General features: G+C 51.3%; 16 protein-coding genes. 7 read left to right on the plus strand and 9 right to left on the minus strand.

Annotated features, from left to right (window positions below; translation table 11 throughout):
• Positions 1-60 precede the first annotated feature (60 nt).
• Both Q4563_RS09140 and Q4563_RS09145 read right to left on the minus strand, forming a co-directional pair.
• Complete coding sequence (locus tag Q4563_RS09140; protein ID WP_303604320.1) at positions 61-1,431, minus strand: Do family serine endopeptidase; 1,371 nt, start codon at positions 1,429-1,431, stop codon at positions 61-63.
• Positions 1,432-1,686: 255 nt separating this feature from the next.
• Positions 1,687-2,583 carry a MotY family protein gene (locus Q4563_RS09145; protein ID WP_303604321.1) on the minus strand — a complete coding sequence of 299 codons (897 nt, stop codon included), beginning with the start codon at positions 2,581-2,583 and terminating at the stop codon, positions 1,687-1,689.
• Positions 2,584-2,717: 134 nt separating this feature from the next.
• Between Q4563_RS09145 and pyrC the strand changes: the two genes are divergently transcribed.
• Together pyrC and rnt are read left to right on the plus strand one after the other, a co-directional pair.
• On the plus strand, positions 2,718-3,758 hold the full coding sequence (pyrC, locus tag Q4563_RS09150; protein ID WP_303604322.1) for a dihydroorotase: 1,041 nt from the start codon (positions 2,718-2,720) through the stop codon (positions 3,756-3,758).
• Positions 3,759-3,812: 54 nt separating this feature from the next.
• On the plus strand, positions 3,813-4,421 hold the full coding sequence (gene rnt / locus Q4563_RS09155) for a ribonuclease T (protein WP_215975180.1): 609 nt from the start codon (positions 3,813-3,815) through the stop codon (positions 4,419-4,421).
• A gap of 11 nt (positions 4,422-4,432) precedes the next feature.
• Here rnt and Q4563_RS09160 read toward each other — a convergent pair whose 3' ends face one another.
• The gene (locus tag Q4563_RS09160; protein WP_215975146.1) at positions 4,433-4,906 is read right to left on the minus strand and encodes a MaoC family dehydratase; all 474 of its coding nucleotides are present in this window, start codon (positions 4,904-4,906) and stop codon (positions 4,433-4,435) included.
• 277 nt (positions 4,907-5,183) lie between these two features.
• On the opposite strand from Q4563_RS09160, the gene Q4563_RS09165 reads away from it, so the two are divergent.
• From Q4563_RS09165 to Q4563_RS09185, 5 genes are all read left to right on the plus strand, one after another.
• Entirely contained in the window at positions 5,184-6,002 is an 819-nt protein-coding gene (locus Q4563_RS09165; protein ID WP_303604323.1) for a universal stress protein, read from the plus strand.
• Positions 6,003-6,254: 252 nt separating this feature from the next.
• Positions 6,255-7,406: an N-acetylglucosamine-6-phosphate deacetylase gene (gene nagA, locus Q4563_RS09170; protein ID WP_303604324.1), complete on the plus strand. Its 1,152-nt coding sequence runs from the start codon at positions 6,255-6,257 to the stop codon at positions 7,404-7,406.
• A gap of 15 nt (positions 7,407-7,421) precedes the next feature.
• A complete protein-coding gene (nagB, locus tag Q4563_RS09175; RefSeq protein ID WP_215975143.1) occupies positions 7,422-8,213 on the plus strand; it encodes a glucosamine-6-phosphate deaminase in 792 nt (263 codons plus the stop codon).
• Positions 8,214-8,271: 58 nt separating this feature from the next.
• The gene (locus Q4563_RS09180; protein ID WP_303604325.1) at positions 8,272-9,477 is read left to right on the plus strand and encodes a DUF5009 domain-containing protein; all 1,206 of its coding nucleotides are present in this window, start codon (positions 8,272-8,274) and stop codon (positions 9,475-9,477) included.
• A gap of 36 nt (positions 9,478-9,513) precedes the next feature.
• On the plus strand, positions 9,514-10,440 hold the full coding sequence (locus tag Q4563_RS09185; protein ID WP_303604326.1) for a histone deacetylase family protein: 927 nt from the start codon (positions 9,514-9,516) through the stop codon (positions 10,438-10,440).
• A gap of 204 nt (positions 10,441-10,644) precedes the next feature.
• Here Q4563_RS09185 and Q4563_RS09190 read toward each other — a convergent pair whose 3' ends face one another.
• The 6 genes from Q4563_RS09190 to Q4563_RS09215 all read right to left on the minus strand — a co-directional run bounded on the left by Q4563_RS09190 (position 10,645) and on the right by Q4563_RS09215 (position 16,494).
• On the minus strand, positions 10,645-11,121 hold the full coding sequence (locus Q4563_RS09190; protein ID WP_303604327.1) for a GNAT family N-acetyltransferase: 477 nt from the start codon (positions 11,119-11,121) through the stop codon (positions 10,645-10,647).
• An 82-nt stretch (positions 11,122-11,203) separates the two neighbouring features.
• The gene (locus tag Q4563_RS09195; protein WP_336623032.1) at positions 11,204-11,893 is read right to left on the minus strand and encodes an ankyrin repeat domain-containing protein; all 690 of its coding nucleotides are present in this window, start codon (positions 11,891-11,893) and stop codon (positions 11,204-11,206) included.
• 224 nt (positions 11,894-12,117) lie between these two features.
• Positions 12,118-12,390: a hypothetical protein gene (locus Q4563_RS09200; protein WP_303604329.1), complete on the minus strand. Its 273-nt coding sequence runs from the start codon at positions 12,388-12,390 to the stop codon at positions 12,118-12,120.
• Positions 12,391-13,149: 759 nt separating this feature from the next.
• Positions 13,150-13,392, minus strand: a complete 243-nt coding sequence (locus Q4563_RS09205; RefSeq protein ID WP_303604330.1) for a Rho-binding antiterminator — start codon at positions 13,390-13,392, stop codon at positions 13,150-13,152.
• The gene (locus Q4563_RS09210) at positions 13,389-13,721 is read right to left on the minus strand and encodes a hypothetical protein (RefSeq protein ID WP_303604331.1); all 333 of its coding nucleotides are present in this window, start codon (positions 13,719-13,721) and stop codon (positions 13,389-13,391) included. The genes Q4563_RS09205 and Q4563_RS09210 overlap by 4 nt, the downstream gene beginning before the upstream one ends.
• Before the next feature lie 88 nt (positions 13,722-13,809).
• The gene (locus tag Q4563_RS09215) at positions 13,810-16,494 is read right to left on the minus strand and encodes a bifunctional acetate--CoA ligase family protein/GNAT family N-acetyltransferase (RefSeq protein WP_303604332.1); all 2,685 of its coding nucleotides are present in this window, start codon (positions 16,492-16,494) and stop codon (positions 13,810-13,812) included.
• Positions 16,495-16,634: the final 140 nt, after the last annotated feature.

The following is a 16,634-nucleotide window of genomic DNA, read 5'->3' on the forward strand; positions in this document are numbered from 1 at the left end:
AAGTTCCTCACCGGCTTATACAACCCAGGCCAAGTTATGGCCCGGGTTATCACGACTCTATCACTCAGTGTCGATATTAATGGTGCGAATCAGGGGCTGACCACGCCGATAAAAGCGTATGGGATACAGCTTGTCCTCTTTCAGTTCGGAGGACAGATCGCGATAATCATCGGCGTCACTCACCTCGTCATGGCCGAGTTGAACAATCACATCCCCGGGACGCAAGCCGGTTTCAGCCGCGGGAGAGTTTGGCTCCACTTGCCTAACCAGTGCACCTCCATCGAGTTTCCAGCGCTCACGATAGCGGCTGTCTATGTCATCCACCTTCATGCCTAAGCGGTCCAGAGCGCCGCTGTGGCGCGATTTGCCCGAGGACTGCTCGCTGTCATCCCCGGCCCGCTCGGCCAGAGTAACCTCTAGTGTTTTACGTTTGCCCTTGCGCATTACAGTGAGTTCAACTTCGGTGCCCGGTGCCACACGACCGACCAGTTGCGGCAAGGTGCCCGAGTCTTCTACCGTTTTGCCATCGAACTCGATCACAATATCGCTGGGCAACAACCCTGCCTTTTGCGCTGGGCTTTCATCTTCCACATCATTGACCAGTGCGCCCATGGGCTTATCTAAGCCGAAGGAAATGGCAAGATCGCGGTTAACATCGGTAATATATACGCCCAACCAACCGCGCTGTACCCGCCCATCATCCATCAGTTGCTCGACCACTTCCTGCGCTACATCCGCGGGAATGGAAAAAGACAGGCCATTGGAGCCTCCAGAGCGAGAATAAATTTGCGAATTAATACCGACCACTTCGCCGTTAAGATTAAACAACGGCCCACCGGAGTTGCCGGGGTTGATGGCTACATCGGTTTGAATAAACGGAACATACGAACTTTCATTGGCGCTAATGGAGCGGCCCATGGCGCTGACAATACCGGCACTGGCGGAGTAGTCCAAACCAAAGGGCGAGCCAATCGCCACCACCCATTGCCCCACTTTTAAACTCTCGGCTGGGGCAAACGACAAGGTCGGCAGATTTTTAGCGTCTATTTTTAGCAGGGCCAAATCCGACAATGGATCTACCCCCACCACCTCGGCGACCAACTCACGCTGATCAAACAAACGCACCACCACCTCATCGGCATCGTCGATGACATGATTGTTGGTCAGCACATGGCCCTCGGAGGAAATAATAAAACCCGACCCCATCGACCGGGCATTGCGCTCGCGCGGATTGGGCTGGCCAAAAAAGTGTCGGTGCGACTCGGGAATCTGATCCAAAAAGGATGGGCCACCCGATACAGTTTTGCTGGTGGTGATTTTGACCACCGCGGGCACACTATTTTCAATTAACTCGGTAAATTCAGGCAGAGCTGCCGCACGAACGGCCATGCCAGAAAACACCAAAACCACACTCATTACTATCTGTGTCATCAACACTCTGTGCTGCATGCAATCACTACCTCTATAGATTGGACCCTACCCTTCGGCAACAGCCGAGGGCGTCAATATCGAGGGTTTTGACCAACGCACTAGAGGAAAATTCCGAAGCTTAATATATTTTTACGCAGTGAATAAAACGAAAGGGGTTTGCACTTGCAGGCAACGGGGCTCGGCACCAATTCCAATGCAAGTAGACGGCAGCATTAAACCGTCGAGCGTGCGCGATTCAAATGCCTCTCACAAGGGTTAGTTGGCTCGGGCAAGCGCTTCGGGATCCGGTTCGAAACGGTCAACGCGCACGGTGACGCGCCTATTTTGCGCCCGCCCTGCAGCGCTTCGATTGGAGGCAATGGGGTAGCGCTCTCCGTGCCACCGCACTTCGATTAACCCCTCTGGTACACCGCGCTCGATTAAATAATTCACCACATATTCCGCACGCTTTTGCGACAGAACCAAGTTATCGGCACGAAGCCCGGCGCCATCGGCATGGCCATCAATCACCAGTGCGGTGATATAGGGGTCGGCTAAAACATAGCGAGCCAGATTGTCGAGCGTTTGCTGCTCGCTATCGTCAAACTCATCCGTACCGCCAGGAAAGAGAATGGATGTGCGGCGCACCTGGTCGTAATTGACAGGCAGCAAGCCGGATAAACACGTTTGGTACTCCGCCAGCGCCTGACGAATGCGTATCGGCTCAATAATCACATCCACCACATCGCTCGACTCGTACCAACTGTCGCCACGCAACAACAGTTGCCGCCCCTCTACCAGCTCTTGCAATAACTGTTGTGAGTCTCGCCAATCCAGGCTGACCGAATCGGTATCGCCCACCGATAATTCACGCATCGAATAGTGTTCACCAACACTGCGCCAGCGCGGAGCCAGAGAAAACAACTCGGCCTGGCCCGGTTTTAATTGGCGGTTAAGCTCGGTCAGCGAGAAGCGCTGAGTCTCGCCGGCCCGGCGCATAAAGACGGCCTCCCCCAGCAGGGGAATATCTTGGCGCATCTGGCAGGCAAAGACACTAGCATCGACCTGCCACTGAGTGTTTTCCATAGAGCCTGCGTAGGTGGCAGCGAAACTCGGTGCCACAACCAACCAGCCCAGCAATCCCAACCCTATGTCAATAACGCGTATTTTCACCCGTGCGGCTCCAACGATTTAGTCATTTGTGACGATCCCGAGAGAGATCACAGGGGTTATCGGCCTAATCCTGCTGCGCTTTAGCCCCATTTTTGCTAGGATGCACGGCTTTAAACTTCCCTGTGTGCATTGGTATGACAAACAAAATTACCCTGATTCGGCCCGACGATTGGCATATTCACCTGCGAGATGGTGACTCTCTCGCCCGCACGGTACCCGATGCCGCCCGGCAATTTGCCCGCAGCATCGTCATGCCCAATCTGGTACCCCCGGTCACCAATGCCAATGAGGCCTCGGCTTATCGTGAGCGCATCAAAGCCGCCACTCCCGCACAGGCTCAGTTTGAACCCCTTATGGTGCTCTATCTAACCGACAATACCCAGCCGGAAGATATCGTAGCTGCCAAAGCCGCCGGAGTAGTGGCCTGTAAACTCTACCCCGCCGGCGCTACCACCAACTCCGACTCGGGCGTCACAGATATCAACAATATTTACCCGGTACTGGAGGCCATGCAGCGCGAAGGCATTCTGTTTTTAGTACACGGCGAAGTCACCGATAGCGCGATTGATATTTTCGATCGGGAGAAGGTGTTTCTCGACACCATTTTGGGCCCCGTGGTCAGTGACTTCCCCGATTTAAAAATCGTACTGGAACATATCACCACCGCCGATGCCGCCGACTTCGTTAGATCGGCCAATGCTAATGTAGCGGCCACGATTACCGCTCATCACCTGTTGTACAACCGCAACCATATGCTGGTGGGGGGGATTAAGCCGCATTACTATTGCCTGCCGATTCTCAAGCGCATGACCCATCAAGACGCACTGGTGGCTGCCGCCACCAGCGGCAATCCCAAGTTCTTTTTGGGCACGGATTCTGCACCGCACACTAAAAACAAAAAAGAAGCCGCTTGTGGCTGTGCCGGTAGCTACACTGCCTACAGCGCTATTGAACTCTACGCCGAAGCCTTTGATCGGGCCGGAGCACTGGATAAACTGGAAGCTTTTGCCAGTCATTTTGGGCCGGACTTCTACGGTCTGGCGCGCAACACAGACACCATAACGCTGACCCGCGAGAGCTGGCAATTGCCGCAAACACTGCCCTATCTCGATGAAACCATTGTCCCTCTGTGTGCGGGAGAAACCCTCAATTGGAAACTGGCGACTATCGCTTAAGGATCTATCGTGAAGCCAAGCCCTCCGGAGTTTGAAAAAGATAACGCATCCCCCATGGCGCAACGCTTTCGCGGTTTTTTGCCGGTGGTGGTTGACGTTGAAACCGGCGGTTTTAACTGCGCCCGGGACGCCCTGCTAGAGGTAGCAGCGGTAACTCTGACCATGGACAGCAACGGCCTGATTATTCCCGAACAGACCCTGGAGTTTCATGTCGACCCGTTTGAGGGGGCCAACATTGAACAGTCGGCACTGGATTTTACCGGAATCGATCTCGACAGCGAAACACGACTAGCGATTCCGGAAGAGATGGCAATGACCGAGCTATTGCAGGGCATTCGCCGCGCTGTACGCCAGCAAGGCTGTACCCGCGCCGTGATGGTGGGCCACAACGCCCACTTTGACCTGGGGTTTGTCAATGCGGCCATTGAGCGCTGCGATATTAAACGCAATCCCTTTCACCCGTTTTCTTGTTTCGATACGGCTACGCTTTCCGGCCTGGCTTACGGCCACACCGTATTAGCCAAAACCTGCCAATTAGCCGGTATCGAATTTTCCAACAGCGCCGCTCACAGTGCCGCCTACGACGCCGAAAAAACCGCCGAGCTGTTCTGCAACATTGTCAATCGTTGGCACAACCTGGGCGGCTGGCCGCCGCCACTGTAAGCTGGCCCTGCTCAGTCGATCGTGATGGCGGGTAAATCTGGCGCCTGTAAAGTTCCGCCCGCAGCCGGTGCAATCACATCGGCCTCCCCCTTGGCCAAAACCACTCCATTCTGATTTGTCACGCTGCACGCTAAGGTCACCAATTTCATGCGAGCCTTTAGGCCGGTAACGGTCAAGGTCACCGTGGCGGTATCGCCAAGCTTTACGGGTTGCTTAAATTGCAGGGATTGGCTCCGGTAGACTGAGCCTGGGCCCGGTAATTGCGTGGCAATTGCAGCCGATACCAATGCCCCCAACCACATACCGTGGCCAATTCTTTCGCCAAACACCGTACCGGCCGCAAACTCGGCGTCCAGGTGAACCGGATTGACATCGCCACTGGTGGCCGCAAACAATACCAGATCGGCCTCGGTCAACGTTTTGCTATAGCTCGCGGTTTGATCAATCGCCAGGTCATCAAAGCCGATGCTTGTAAGCTGAGTCATATTTACCTCTTAATTGTGTACAAAAGCGCTATTGTACCCCCTAGTGAGACTTTCTCTGCTACCAAGGAGCCGAGCAAGTTGATATGCTTAGGTTTGAAGCGGAAATGATCTGGCCAAGTCACAGCTATTGCCCAAGCACAGACTGATAGCTGCACTTGGCTGACCGCCTTATAACAGGCTCCGGGGCTACAAAATGCTAATATTTTTGCCCCGGTGAACGCTAAACCGGCAAGCCCCACAGGCTTACCGTTACCACCGAGAATACTTAGGAGAATCCATGCCCAAGCAGCAGAAGATGTTTGTTGTTGTGGACCCAAACGACGAACAACACGTCGCGCTAGAGCGGGTCAAACGCACGTCGCAATTACAGAAAGTAAAGCCTTTCGTCCACGTCTTTGTCGCTGTTGATGGCGATGCCGTCGACACCCGCGCTTACAATGCCAATCTGGTTCGCGACCAAAGCTGGTTTGACGAACAAATCCGCAGCACGCTTAACGAAGCGGGGGTGGAGCATTTAATTGAAGTTTCTTGGTCATCTGAGTGGCAAGAGTCCATCATGCAAGCGGCCAAACGAGCCAATGCTGACCTGATTTACTTGCCGGTGCACGCCAAAACTGCCAACCGACGTTTTCTGTTTACCGAATCCAAGTGGGAACTGCTTAAAGGCGCCTCCTGCCCAGTGGTTCTGATTCGCCCGGGCGCGCACGAAGAACGCAAAACCGTGTTGGCCGCCGTCAACTTCCAGGCCACTCGTAATGTTCAAATTGAATTGAACGAGAAAATTCTGGAAACGGCGCGCAATATCTGCGGTGTTTACAACGCAGATATGCATGTAGTTAACGGTTACATGGACTCCATGAACTACCCCGATCGCGGCCGACTCGCGAAAGAAACCGGCGTAGACACCGATCGAATTCATGTCGATCACGGCTACACCTCCGATGTGGTTTCTAAAATTGCGGAAAACATCAATGCCGATTTGGTGATTATGGGTACCTTGGGCCAAAACGGTATGACCAAAACCCGCCGGGGCAACACTTCCGAGCGCCTAATTGACGCACTCGATACCGATGTAATGGTGATTAACCACGGCTAATGATAGGCGTTAAATCACCCCCCAAAAGCCCGCTTATTAGCGGGCTTTTGGTTTTTTACGCCTTAGCTAACGGTCGCCGAACGCATAAACGTTACAGTGGTACCATACTGGCCATGGATGATTAAGTATGGCTGAAAACCCTCGTCAATCACCGTAATGGTGCTCAGTGATTGCAAAATGCCCAATTCCGGTCGATAATAAGAACGATATTGGGCTGCGGCCTATCTTATGACTATCGCAGGTTAAAGTGACATGAAACAAGCTCTTGTGGGCGCGCGTATATTTACCGGTGATCAATTTCTCGACAATCGGGCTGTGGTTATCGAAGGCACTGAGGTTATTTCATTACCCGAAAATGACAACGTTGTCCGTCAGTATCCTGATGCGGAGATCATCCCCCTTGCAGGTGGCATTCTCGCCCCCGGCTTTATTGACCTACAAGTCAATGGCGGTGGCGGTGCATTTTTCACCAATGACCCCAGCGTCAGCGCCCTGCAAACCATGCTAGACGGTCACCGCCCTACCGGTACTACCAGTATGCTCCCTACACTTATCAGCGATACACGCCCCACTCATCAGGCCGGAGTGAAAGCCGTATCCGACGCCATCAACGCGGGCATGAATGGTATTTTAGGGATTCATATTGAAGGTCCTTTTTTCGATATGGACAAGCGCGGTGCGCACAACGCCAAGTACATCCGCGGTATCGAGCAGGAAGATATGCAATGGCTGACCGCCATTGAGGGATTCAAAGTAATGCTCACCCTGGCCCCCGAGCACGCCGCCAGCGGCCAAGTGAGACAGCTGTGTCAGGCGGGCATCTTCGTCGCCGCCGGCCATACCAATGCCCATTACGAAGACGTGGTAGCGGCCATTGCTGACGGCTTAACGGGCTTTACCCACTTATTTAACGCAATGCGCCCACAAAGCGGGCGCGAACCCGGCGTGGTGGGGGCAGCACTCGAAAGCGACACCACATGGTGCGGCATTATTTGCGACAACCACCATGTACACCCCGGTTCGGTCAGAGTCGCCCTCAACGCCAAGCCCTTAGGCAAGCTATACCTGGTGACCGATGCAATGTCCACGGTAGGCAGCGAACAAAAATCGTTCACCATTTACGGCGAAGAGATTTTCGAGCACAACGGCGCTCTGGTAAACGCCGAAGGCCGGCTGGCTGGCAGTGCCATCGGCATGATCGATGCGGTGCGTATTGCCCATCGCGATGTTGGCATTTCCTTAAGTGAAAGCTTGCGGATGGCCTCTTTGTACCCCGCTGAATATATGAAACTCAATCAAACACTGGGCCGCATAGATCCGCACTACCGAGCAGATTTAGTGCACTTTACCGACGACTTTAACGTTACGGCTACCTGGGTGGCCGGTGACTACCAACAACACTGATTTGCCGGAGCAATCATGAAAGTTATCATCTTAGAAGACGCCGCATCGGTTGCCGCCTACGGCGCCAATATTTTTAAAAAACAACTGCAGAAAAAACCCAACTCGGTTCTGGGTTTAGCCACCGGCTCCACGCCTGTTGCTCTTTACAAAGAACTGATTGCTTTGAATAAAGCCAATGAACTGTCTTTTGCCAAAGCAACCAGCTTTAACTTAGACGAATACTTAGGGCTGGATGGCGAGCACCCACAAAGCTATCGCCATTTTATGAATGAGCACTTGTTTGACCATGTCGATATCGACAAAAGCAATACGCAGGTTCCGCCCGGCAACGCCGACGACCCTATTGCCGCGTGTATCGATTACGAAAACGACATCAGCAACGCCGGTGGTATCGACATTCAACTCTTGGGTATCGGGCGCAATGGCCATATTGGCTTTAACGAGCCGTCCAGCTCTCTGGCTTCACGCACCCGTGTGAAAACGCTAACCATGGATACCATTAACGATAATTCACGCTTTTTTAAAGACGATGAATACCAACCACATCTGTCCATTACCATGGGTATCGGGACGATTTTGGAATCCAAGAAAGTGGTGTTACTGGCCACGGGCGAAGCCAAGGCAGAGGCTATTGCCGCGACCGTGGAAGGCCCACTCACCGCCGCCTGCCCCGCGTCTGCCCTGCAAATGCACAAAGATGCCATTATTATTGTCGACGAAGGCGCCGCCTCCAAATTAAAAGACAAGGCCTTTTACAAACACATCGAAGTCGAAAACCAAAAGCTGGAAGAACGCCTGGGCCTGTAAAGCCCACCGCGGCCCGCGCATGGCGCGGGCCCGAAAAAACGCTATAACAGGAATAATAATGAAACAACCCGATCTTGCCGCCAAACGCGTACTGGCGATCGATGTTTTTCGCGGTATCACTATTTTAACCATGGTGTTTGTCAACGAGCTGGCCGGCATTGCCGACATCCCCGGCTGGATGAAACATCTCGCCGCCGATGCCAACGGCATGACTTTTGTAGATTTGGTGTTTCCCGCCTTCTTGTTTATTGTCGGCATGTCGATTCCTTTTGCCTGTGCGGCCCGTTTGCACAAAGGCGACAGCCTGCGCCAACTGTTTGGTCATATTGCCCTGCGCAGCATTAGCCTTATTATTATCGGTGTGTTTATGGTGAATACCCTAAGTGGGTATGACCCCTACACCATGCCTATTGCTATTCATTTATGGACCCTGCTGATGTACGGCGCGGTGCTGTTGCTCTGGTGCCAATACCCGAGCCACTGGCCTGCTGCCATCCCTATAGGGTTACGCACACTCGGCGCCGCGCTACTGGTCACCCTTTGGTATTTATATCAAGGCAAAGCCAACACAGGCATGACGACCCAATGGTGGGGTATTTTAGGGCTGATCGGCTGGGCCTACCTAATGGCAGGTATCGTCTACTTAGGCGCGCTGCAAATCGACAAAGCCCACGCTCAAATCGCCTTTTTAACGCTGGCTACCCTGGGCTTTTTAGGCCTTTATTTATTACTCAATGGCACCCGGGAATTTGAAGGCTCGGCCTTACAATTATTGGTAGAAAATAACCGCAACAATACCCACACCGCCATCGTTTTAGCGGGGGCAATACTGGCCACGCTTTTTTACCACAACGCGCTAGTGACTCATCGTCGGCGCTATGTCATGATGCTTATACTGTGCAGTGGTATAGCGGCCCTCGCCATCTGGCCCGTGAGCCCGATTTCAAAAATATGGGCGACCCCGACCTGGGCGCTGTTTAGTATTTTTTTCTGCACCCTGATTTTTACGGTTACTCACTATATCGTCGAAGTCAAAAAACATACCCGCTGGTGCCAATTCTTCGCCCCGGCGGCAGCCAACCCACTGTTGGTTTATATACTTCCCTTTATATTGCTGGCAGCGGTTGAACTGGCGGGTATAAATTACCGCCCCGCAATTTTTGACAGTGGCCCCGCCGGTATTTTCTGGTCCGCCTTTTTTGCCCTTGTGATAATGTGGATAGCCGCCATTATGAGTAAAATGGGTGTTAAATTGAAACTGTAACCCAAAATAAATACCTATAGCCGACAATAATAACTTATGACCGTTGTAATCATTAGCCACCCCAGCTGCCAGCAACACTTGGCCCCCGAAGGTCACCCCGAGTGCCCCGAACGGATAGACGCTATTCGCAACCAAATGATTGCCAGTGGGCTGGACTTTGTGGTGAATGAGCGGGATGCGCAAGAAGTCACGGACGCTCAATTGCAAGCCGTACACGATGCCGACTACTTGACCTCACTCAAGTCACTGCCGCCCTCAAACGGTATTCGGGTATTTGATAACGATGTCTGGATGAGCCCTAAAACACTGCTAGCGGCCCGCCACGCGGCAGGCAGTGGCGTGCAGGCGGTCGACCTTGTACTTACCGGAAAAGCCAAGGGCGTATTTTGCAATGTACGCCCGCCGGGGCACCACGCCGAGCGCCACCGCGCTATGGGTTTTTGTATTTACAACAACATCGCCGTGGCCGCTCAATACGCACTGGACCACCATGGGCTGGAGCGAGTTGCTATTTTGGATTTTGACGTCCACCAAGGCAACGGCACACTGGATATTTTTTTACAGGAACCCCGCGTTCTGTTTTGCTCCACCTTCCAGCACCCCTTTTACCCCAACACCGAACTTATCAACCAGCCCGGCCATATCGTCAACGCCCCCTTAGCCGCTACCGCCAAAGGTGAAGACTTCCGCCAGGCGGTAAAACAGTATTGGCTACCCGCGCTGGAGCAATTTCAACCGCAGCTATTATTGATTTCTGCCGGCTTTGACGGCCACCTACTGGACGACATGTCCTCCGTCAGCCTAACCGAAGCCGACTACGCCTGGGTCACCACCGAATTGCGCGCCTATGTGGATAATCACGACTTCTGCCTTGGCATAGTCTCCATGCTGGAAGGCGGCTACGACCTACCCGCATTAGGGCGCAGCGTTGTAGCGCATATTAAGGCGATGGGGAAGTTGTAATACGAACTTGAAAGAGAGCGTTCAAAACCTGGAAGCTGTTCAATAATCCGCGCCCCAGCTCTCGAAGGGAGCAGCAATACCTGAAAATATATAACCCTTTTCTAGAACTCACTACACCCTTCGACTGCCGCTACTTGTTTGGGAGGAGTTTGGTTGCCTAACGCTTGCAGCATACGCGCGGCACACCTTGCTTAACTGTTTTTGTCATGTCCTTGACTGCTTAATAAATAACTTGCCGCTAATTTCATTGCCATGCTTTTTGATTGCACACTGCCCAGACAAGGAAAAACCACATTTTACCAATACCTTCTCTGATGCTATATTTTTGGCCATTACTTTAGCGACAATATTAATATTTACTGGAAAAGACTCTAAGTTAATAAGAGATTGGAGTGCGGTAGTACAAAAACCTTTTCCCCAGTAACTTTTGCCAACCCAATACCCAACCTCTACAGACTTTCTATCATGAGGCCAGTAGGAAACACACCCCACAATCTCGTTACAAACTTCAATGGCGAACGGATGGCGATCAGGGTTATTTGAAGTTGCTGTAATCCAGTTGATCGCATCCGTCTCACTATACGGAAAAGGGATATTAGCAGTCCATTCAGATACCGATTCATCTCCAGCTAACAAAGCCACTCTAGCAGCATCGTCTAAAGTAAATTTTCTAAGCTTCATATTCTATTCTGTGACATAACGCTTGAGATCAAGGATGACCGAAAATCTTCGAGGCAGATTGACGCAAGCCCCCTGGATTGAATTATTTGGTTTTTGGTTGAAGTGCTTTAACTACATCGGCGTGCCCATTCTCGACTGCCCACATGGCGGCAGTCTTCCCTTGGTTATCTTTTAAATTGACGTTCACGCCCTTGGAAACCAGAAACTTAACCACATGAGTGTGCCCTTGTATTGCTGCACGAATTAGTGCAGTTTCGCCGTACGCATTCGAAGCATTTAAGTTTTCTCCACGTGCAGCTAGATTCCCAAGGACATCTACGTAACCTGCATCGGCGCAAACAATGCCGCCGGTAAGTCCAATTTTCGAAGTCAAATTTACACTAATTCCTGCTTGTACTAGCTTGTTCGCAACCTCGTGGCGTTTTCTGAAACAGGCTTGAACAAGTGCGCTTTCACCGCCAGCGAGCACGGCGTTTATATCCGCTCCGTTTTTCAGAAGGACTTCTAGTGCAGGGCCATTGCCATACTCAGCTGCGTAAAGAAGTGCCGTCCACTGAGCTTTTGTTTTCCGATTCACATCTGCGCCACGATTTATTAAATCTTCAACGGCTGATGTTGCTCCATTGTTTGCTGCGGTCATAAGCGGAGTTACGCTACCATTGATTACAGCATCAATCAAAACACCCTGTTTGATCAGCACGCCTATCGTCTTCGTATCGTTTGAACCGGCTGCAATGTGCAATTGCATCTCTGGGCTGCTGGTTTGTGCCATTGAGACTCCGAACGAAAAGAGCAGCAAAGTAGCAATGAGCGGTTTTATGCGCACGGAGAAACCCTAACGCCGTTATAAATTGCCCACATTGCGGAGTGGATTTTTGCGGTAAAGTGGCGCAGCCACCGCAAAAAGGAGCGTAGCAATGTGGGTCAATTTGATAACCTTGTTATGAGTATTTTTATTTTATTGCACATACTATTTACTTTTGTTTACCGTATAAATTACTTTTTAAATAGGAACAAGGCAGCTTCGTAAAGAGTAGGAAAGGATTTTTCCCAAAACTTAAATCCTCTATCTTGCTGATAACAAATATATTCATTGTCTTTTTTAATTAAATATTCACCATCAAATGTTTGTTCCTCGAAACGGTACCAACCTGTATCTTTTGAGTTCTTTTTTAGTTCTTCCAATATTTCATCATTTTTGAATAGTTCAGCTAACCTACACCTATCGCCACCCAACCTTTCCTCTATTAACTGATCGATATATGACATACGGATACTCATAACAGCTTATTAATGTGCGAGTTGAAAAATGCGCCTGACAATGTATCACGCCTAGATTGCTTTTAGAAACTCGCCACAACTCACTGTATTTTATATTATTTCCTTTAAATTGGCGCATTTTTACAGAAAGGTAAAGAAGCCAATTTGAACAGCAATCGGCAATGTATCATGTTTATTAAGTCTCGTGAACTTAGACTCTTAAACCCATGAAAAACCAGTGAAATATCGAAAATATGGCTAGAAATTGAGGATTCGAAAGTAAGCCGTCTCATGTTCAGCATTGAATTTGACGTAGTATTTAGTTTGATTTTGATGTCCGACGCAAAAACAAAACCAACTACGAAGTCCCCTTCCCCATCGCATCCAGCCGAATGCCGATTGATTTTGGTGGTTAATCGCGCATAGATGATGTGAGTGTCTGAGGTCGGACGTCTGATGTCTGACGCAAAAACCAAACTCGCTACGAAGCCCCCACTCCCCATCACATCCAGCCGAATTCGAGCTAATTTTGTGGGTTAATTGCACATGGATGTGCAATTAAGGAAAAGCGCTGGGAAGCGATCTTTTCCGACCCTCAAAATTGGCTCGAATTCGGGAACCCGAAGGGCTGAGATGTGCGGGGTGAGTTTCTTGGCTACTTCTTTGCTCACCAAAGAAGTAGCTCGCCCGCCCGGCGACAGAGGGCAAAGCTTAAATTACAAACAGATGTCTGACAGGAAATTAAAGTCTGACGTCATTTTCCGACCCTCAAAATCTAATCACTGCAAAAGCTGCCCCATCGGACAACGCCTTAATGATGACAATATCCTCCAGAGGAACCTGCTTATTACCACCCTCCAATCGCAACTCAAGACACTCCCAACGACGCTCATCGTAACCCGTGTTATAAGCCACACCCTCAATGACAGCCCCACTCACCAAGCTCAGCTGCAGCCGATAACTGTGCATACAAGCCAGCTCAAGTAAATCGTGTTGATCGCAGGAAATCATTCGACAGAAATCGCTGTAGCAATGAAAGCAAATAGCAGTACGGCAGACATAACCAATACCGGCAGATAGAAGTAAGGCTTACGATAGTGCTTGCGTCCAAATAAAATGATAAACAGCACTTTAATGCTCAAAGCAAGCCAAAAAAGATAAACCGCAGCCACACCCGACATGCTCATATTAAACATTAACAAAGCACTGGCAAAGATTCCTATTATTGCAACTTTAGCTTCGTGTAGGAGCGCTTGCATTAATAAGATAAACCAAGCCAACACCAGTGTGACTAGCAAGCAGGTAACGATCATTGGGTCTTGCTTTAAGATTTCAATCATTCAATAGCCAATTTAAATAAAGCAAATTACGAGTGTTTTTAAGAGCGATTATAATTGCATTAATGCAGCTGCAAGCGGGTGGCAACCATTAATCAACAAACTCATAACCCATAGTGATGATGCCCTCTTCAATATCACGCTTCACCTGAAAACCCAATGAGCGCGCCAAGCCCGCCATGCCGTGGTTTTGCAGCATGGTTTCACCGCTAATACGCGCAACGCCACATTCGCGACAGTAATGCAGCATTTTCTGCAAAAGAATTTTACCCAGCCCCTGCCCTTTGGTATCGGAGCGCACAATAACCGCAAATTCACCTTCGATATTGTCCGGGTCCATAAGTACCCGAACCACGCCTAAGGTTTCGAAGCCCCCCTGCGCATTGTTTGCACTGGCAATAAACGCCATTTCCCGGTCGTAATCGATCTGTGTTTGGCGGGCCAATTGCTCATGCCCCAAGCTCGGCAGCTCGGCAAAATAACGGTTATAGCGATCCTCCGGTGTTAGCTTGCGGTCAAACTCTTTATGGGTGGCTTCATCTTCAGGCCGGATGGGTCGCAGAATAACCTGACGCCCCGACTTAAGGGTAACCAACTCTTCCAGCTGTTTGGGGTAAGGGCGAATGGCCAGGCTGCGTGCGCTGGGGTCGCCTAAACGTACACTGATATCAACCACGGTCATCTCGCCCCCCGCCGCCAGTGCCGGATTTATATCCAGCTCGTGTATCTCGGGGTGGTCAATCACCATTTGATTAACCTGAGTGAGCAATACACTCAATGCGTGGCGATCAAGCGGCTGCTGTAAGTTGGTATCACGCAACTTGCCCTCGGCCAGTGCCTGAATCACCAAATAGCGCGACAGTGCCATGTTCAGAGGCGGTAGGGCCACCACGCTGTGGCGTTCAGTATCCAGTTCTGCGCCGCCTTCGCCCAGTAAAATTACCGGGCCAAATACCGGGTCATTTTTTACCGCAATACGAATTTCGTGCGCACCGGCGCGGCGCGCCATATGCTGTAGGGTAAACCCTTCGACCTTGGCGCTGGGCAAGGTCGCCGCGACTCGCTCCAGCATATTGGCCGCCGTGCGCTCGACCTCCTCGCCCGAGTGCAGATTGAGCACCACGCCCCCCACATCAGACTTGTGAATAATATCGGGCGAAATGACTTTTAGTGCGACCGGAAAGCCGAGCATTTCCGCCTGGGCGGCCAGGTCTTCTACCCGATGGGCGGTAGAGGTCGGTACGGTGTGCACACCGTAAGCCTCAAGCAGTGCTACCGAGTCTTCGGGTGATAACTGCTTACTACCACTTTGATAGACTTTGGCAACCAGCGTGCGCGCCGCAAGGGTATCGTATTGTAAGTCGGCGGGGATGGAGTCGGGCGTTTCCATCAACAACTTCTGATTGCGACGGTATTGCACCATATGCATAAATGCCCCCACGGCACCCTCGGGCGTACGGAATGAGGCAATACCCGCTTTTGAGAAGCGCTCGCGCGCCGACACCGATGCGCTTTCGCCCATCCACGCCACCAACACATTGGGGACTTTTTTGGTTTTGCGTTTAATCGTTTGAATGACTTTGCTGGCGTAGGTTTCGCCACTAACCAGTGCCGACGGACAGTGCAAAACCAAAATATTTTCCACCTCCGGCGCCTCTAGCAATACGTCCAGCGCATCTTGATACAGCTCTGGCGCAGCATCGCCCAATAAATTAATCGGGTTAACACTGTGCCCTCCCAAAGGCACCACTGCTTGTAAACGCGCAATGGTCGCTTCACCTAATTGTGCCAGCCGCCCGCCGTTGCTGAGCAAGGTATCGACGGCCATTAATGCCGGGCCTACGCCGTTGGTGAGCACGGTTAAGCGTTCACCGCGAATGGGTTTGCCGTGGGCCAAAGTTTCCACCGCAGCAAATAACTCGCGCAGCTCGCCCACCCGCAACATACCGGCGCGTTTGAAAGCCGCATCGTAAACGGCGTCGGCCCCAATTTGTTCGCGAGTCAAATTCACCGTCGACTCCAGGCTCTCGAGCGAGTGCCCGGTTTTAATCACAAGCAAAGGTTTATTGGTGGACGCCGCGCGGGCGGCAGACATAAATAGCCGGCCGCTTTGTATATTTTCAACATAGAGCAAGATAGCCGACGTTTTGCCATCCAACCCGAGATAGTCAATCAGTTCAGCAAAATCGATATCCGCCGCATCACCCAGAGCGATAAAATGAGAAAAACCAATATTGCGCTTTTGTGCCCAATCCAGAATCGTTGTACACACCGCCGAGGACTGGCTGACAAAGGCAATTTTGCCAACCTCGGCTCCGGTGTGGGCATAGCTCGCATTTAAACCTATGCCGGGCACCATAACGCCCAAACTGTTGGGGCCCAGTATTCGCATTTGCCAGTGGCGGGCCCGCTCGAGCATAACCTCTTGCACGCAGGCAAGGTCAGTGTCGCTGGGGAGGGATGCCAGCCCGGCCGCTATCACCACCGCATTGCGACAGCCGAGCTCGCCCAGCTCATCGATAATGGCGGGCACCCGGTCGGCCCGGGTACAGATAATCGCCAAATCGGGTACCACCGGCAAATCGGCAATAGCGGCATAGGCCAAGACACCGTTAACCGCTTTGTATTTAGGGTTGACCGGCATAATCGGCCCGGCAAAAGCGGCCTGCAACAAATTGCGCATCACCGCATTACCCGGGCGGTTGGCACGATTAGAGGCGCCAATAACGGCGACGGAGTTGGGCTTTAACAGTTTATCAATAGCGTTTACAGTCATAACGACATTATATGATTATTTTGCCCGAATCACCTATGCGTTAATCATTGTCATAAGGCTAAACCCCACCATAGAGCTGTACGTTAACAGCAAAGAAACACTTATATTCAAGCACAAAAAAAGCGCTCAAAAGAGCGCTT

The organism is Gilvimarinus sp. 1_MG-2023 (assembly GCF_030548285.1).

Excerpts from the sequence above, each read along its gene's own strand:
- Q4563_RS09215 (WP_303604332.1), bottom strand. The coding sequence starts at position 16,494 with ATGACTGTAAACGCTATTGATAAACTGTTAAAGCCCAACTCCGTCGCC.
- Q4563_RS09195 (WP_336623032.1), bottom strand. The coding sequence starts at position 11,893 with ATGGCACAAACCAGCAGCCCAGAGATGCAATTGCACATTGCAGCCGGT.
- Q4563_RS09140 (WP_303604320.1), bottom strand. The coding sequence starts at position 1,431 with ATGACACAGATAGTAATGAGTGTGGTTTTGGTGTTTTCTGGCATGGCC.
- pyrC (WP_303604322.1), top strand. The coding sequence starts at position 2,718 with ATGACAAACAAAATTACCCTGATTCGGCCCGACGATTGGCATATTCAC.
- nagB (WP_215975143.1), top strand. The coding sequence starts at position 7,422 with ATGAAAGTTATCATCTTAGAAGACGCCGCATCGGTTGCCGCCTACGGC.
- Q4563_RS09200 (WP_303604329.1), bottom strand. The coding sequence starts at position 12,390 with ATGTCATATATCGATCAGTTAATAGAGGAAAGGTTGGGTGGCGATAGG.
- Q4563_RS09180 (WP_303604325.1), top strand. The coding sequence starts at position 8,272 with ATGAAACAACCCGATCTTGCCGCCAAACGCGTACTGGCGATCGATGTT.
- Q4563_RS09205 (WP_303604330.1), bottom strand. The coding sequence starts at position 13,392 with ATGATTTCCTGCGATCAACACGATTTACTTGAGCTGGCTTGTATGCAC.
- nagA (WP_303604324.1), top strand. The coding sequence starts at position 6,255 with ATGAAACAAGCTCTTGTGGGCGCGCGTATATTTACCGGTGATCAATTT.
- Q4563_RS09210 (WP_303604331.1), bottom strand. The coding sequence starts at position 13,721 with ATGATTGAAATCTTAAAGCAAGACCCAATGATCGTTACCTGCTTGCTA.
- Q4563_RS09190 (WP_303604327.1), bottom strand. The coding sequence starts at position 11,121 with ATGAAGCTTAGAAAATTTACTTTAGACGATGCTGCTAGAGTGGCTTTG.
- Q4563_RS09185 (WP_303604326.1), top strand. The coding sequence starts at position 9,514 with ATGACCGTTGTAATCATTAGCCACCCCAGCTGCCAGCAACACTTGGCC.
- rnt (WP_215975180.1), top strand. The coding sequence starts at position 3,813 with ATGGCGCAACGCTTTCGCGGTTTTTTGCCGGTGGTGGTTGACGTTGAA.
- Q4563_RS09165 (WP_303604323.1), top strand. The coding sequence starts at position 5,184 with ATGCCCAAGCAGCAGAAGATGTTTGTTGTTGTGGACCCAAACGACGAA.
- Q4563_RS09160 (WP_215975146.1), bottom strand. The coding sequence starts at position 4,906 with ATGACTCAGCTTACAAGCATCGGCTTTGATGACCTGGCGATTGATCAA.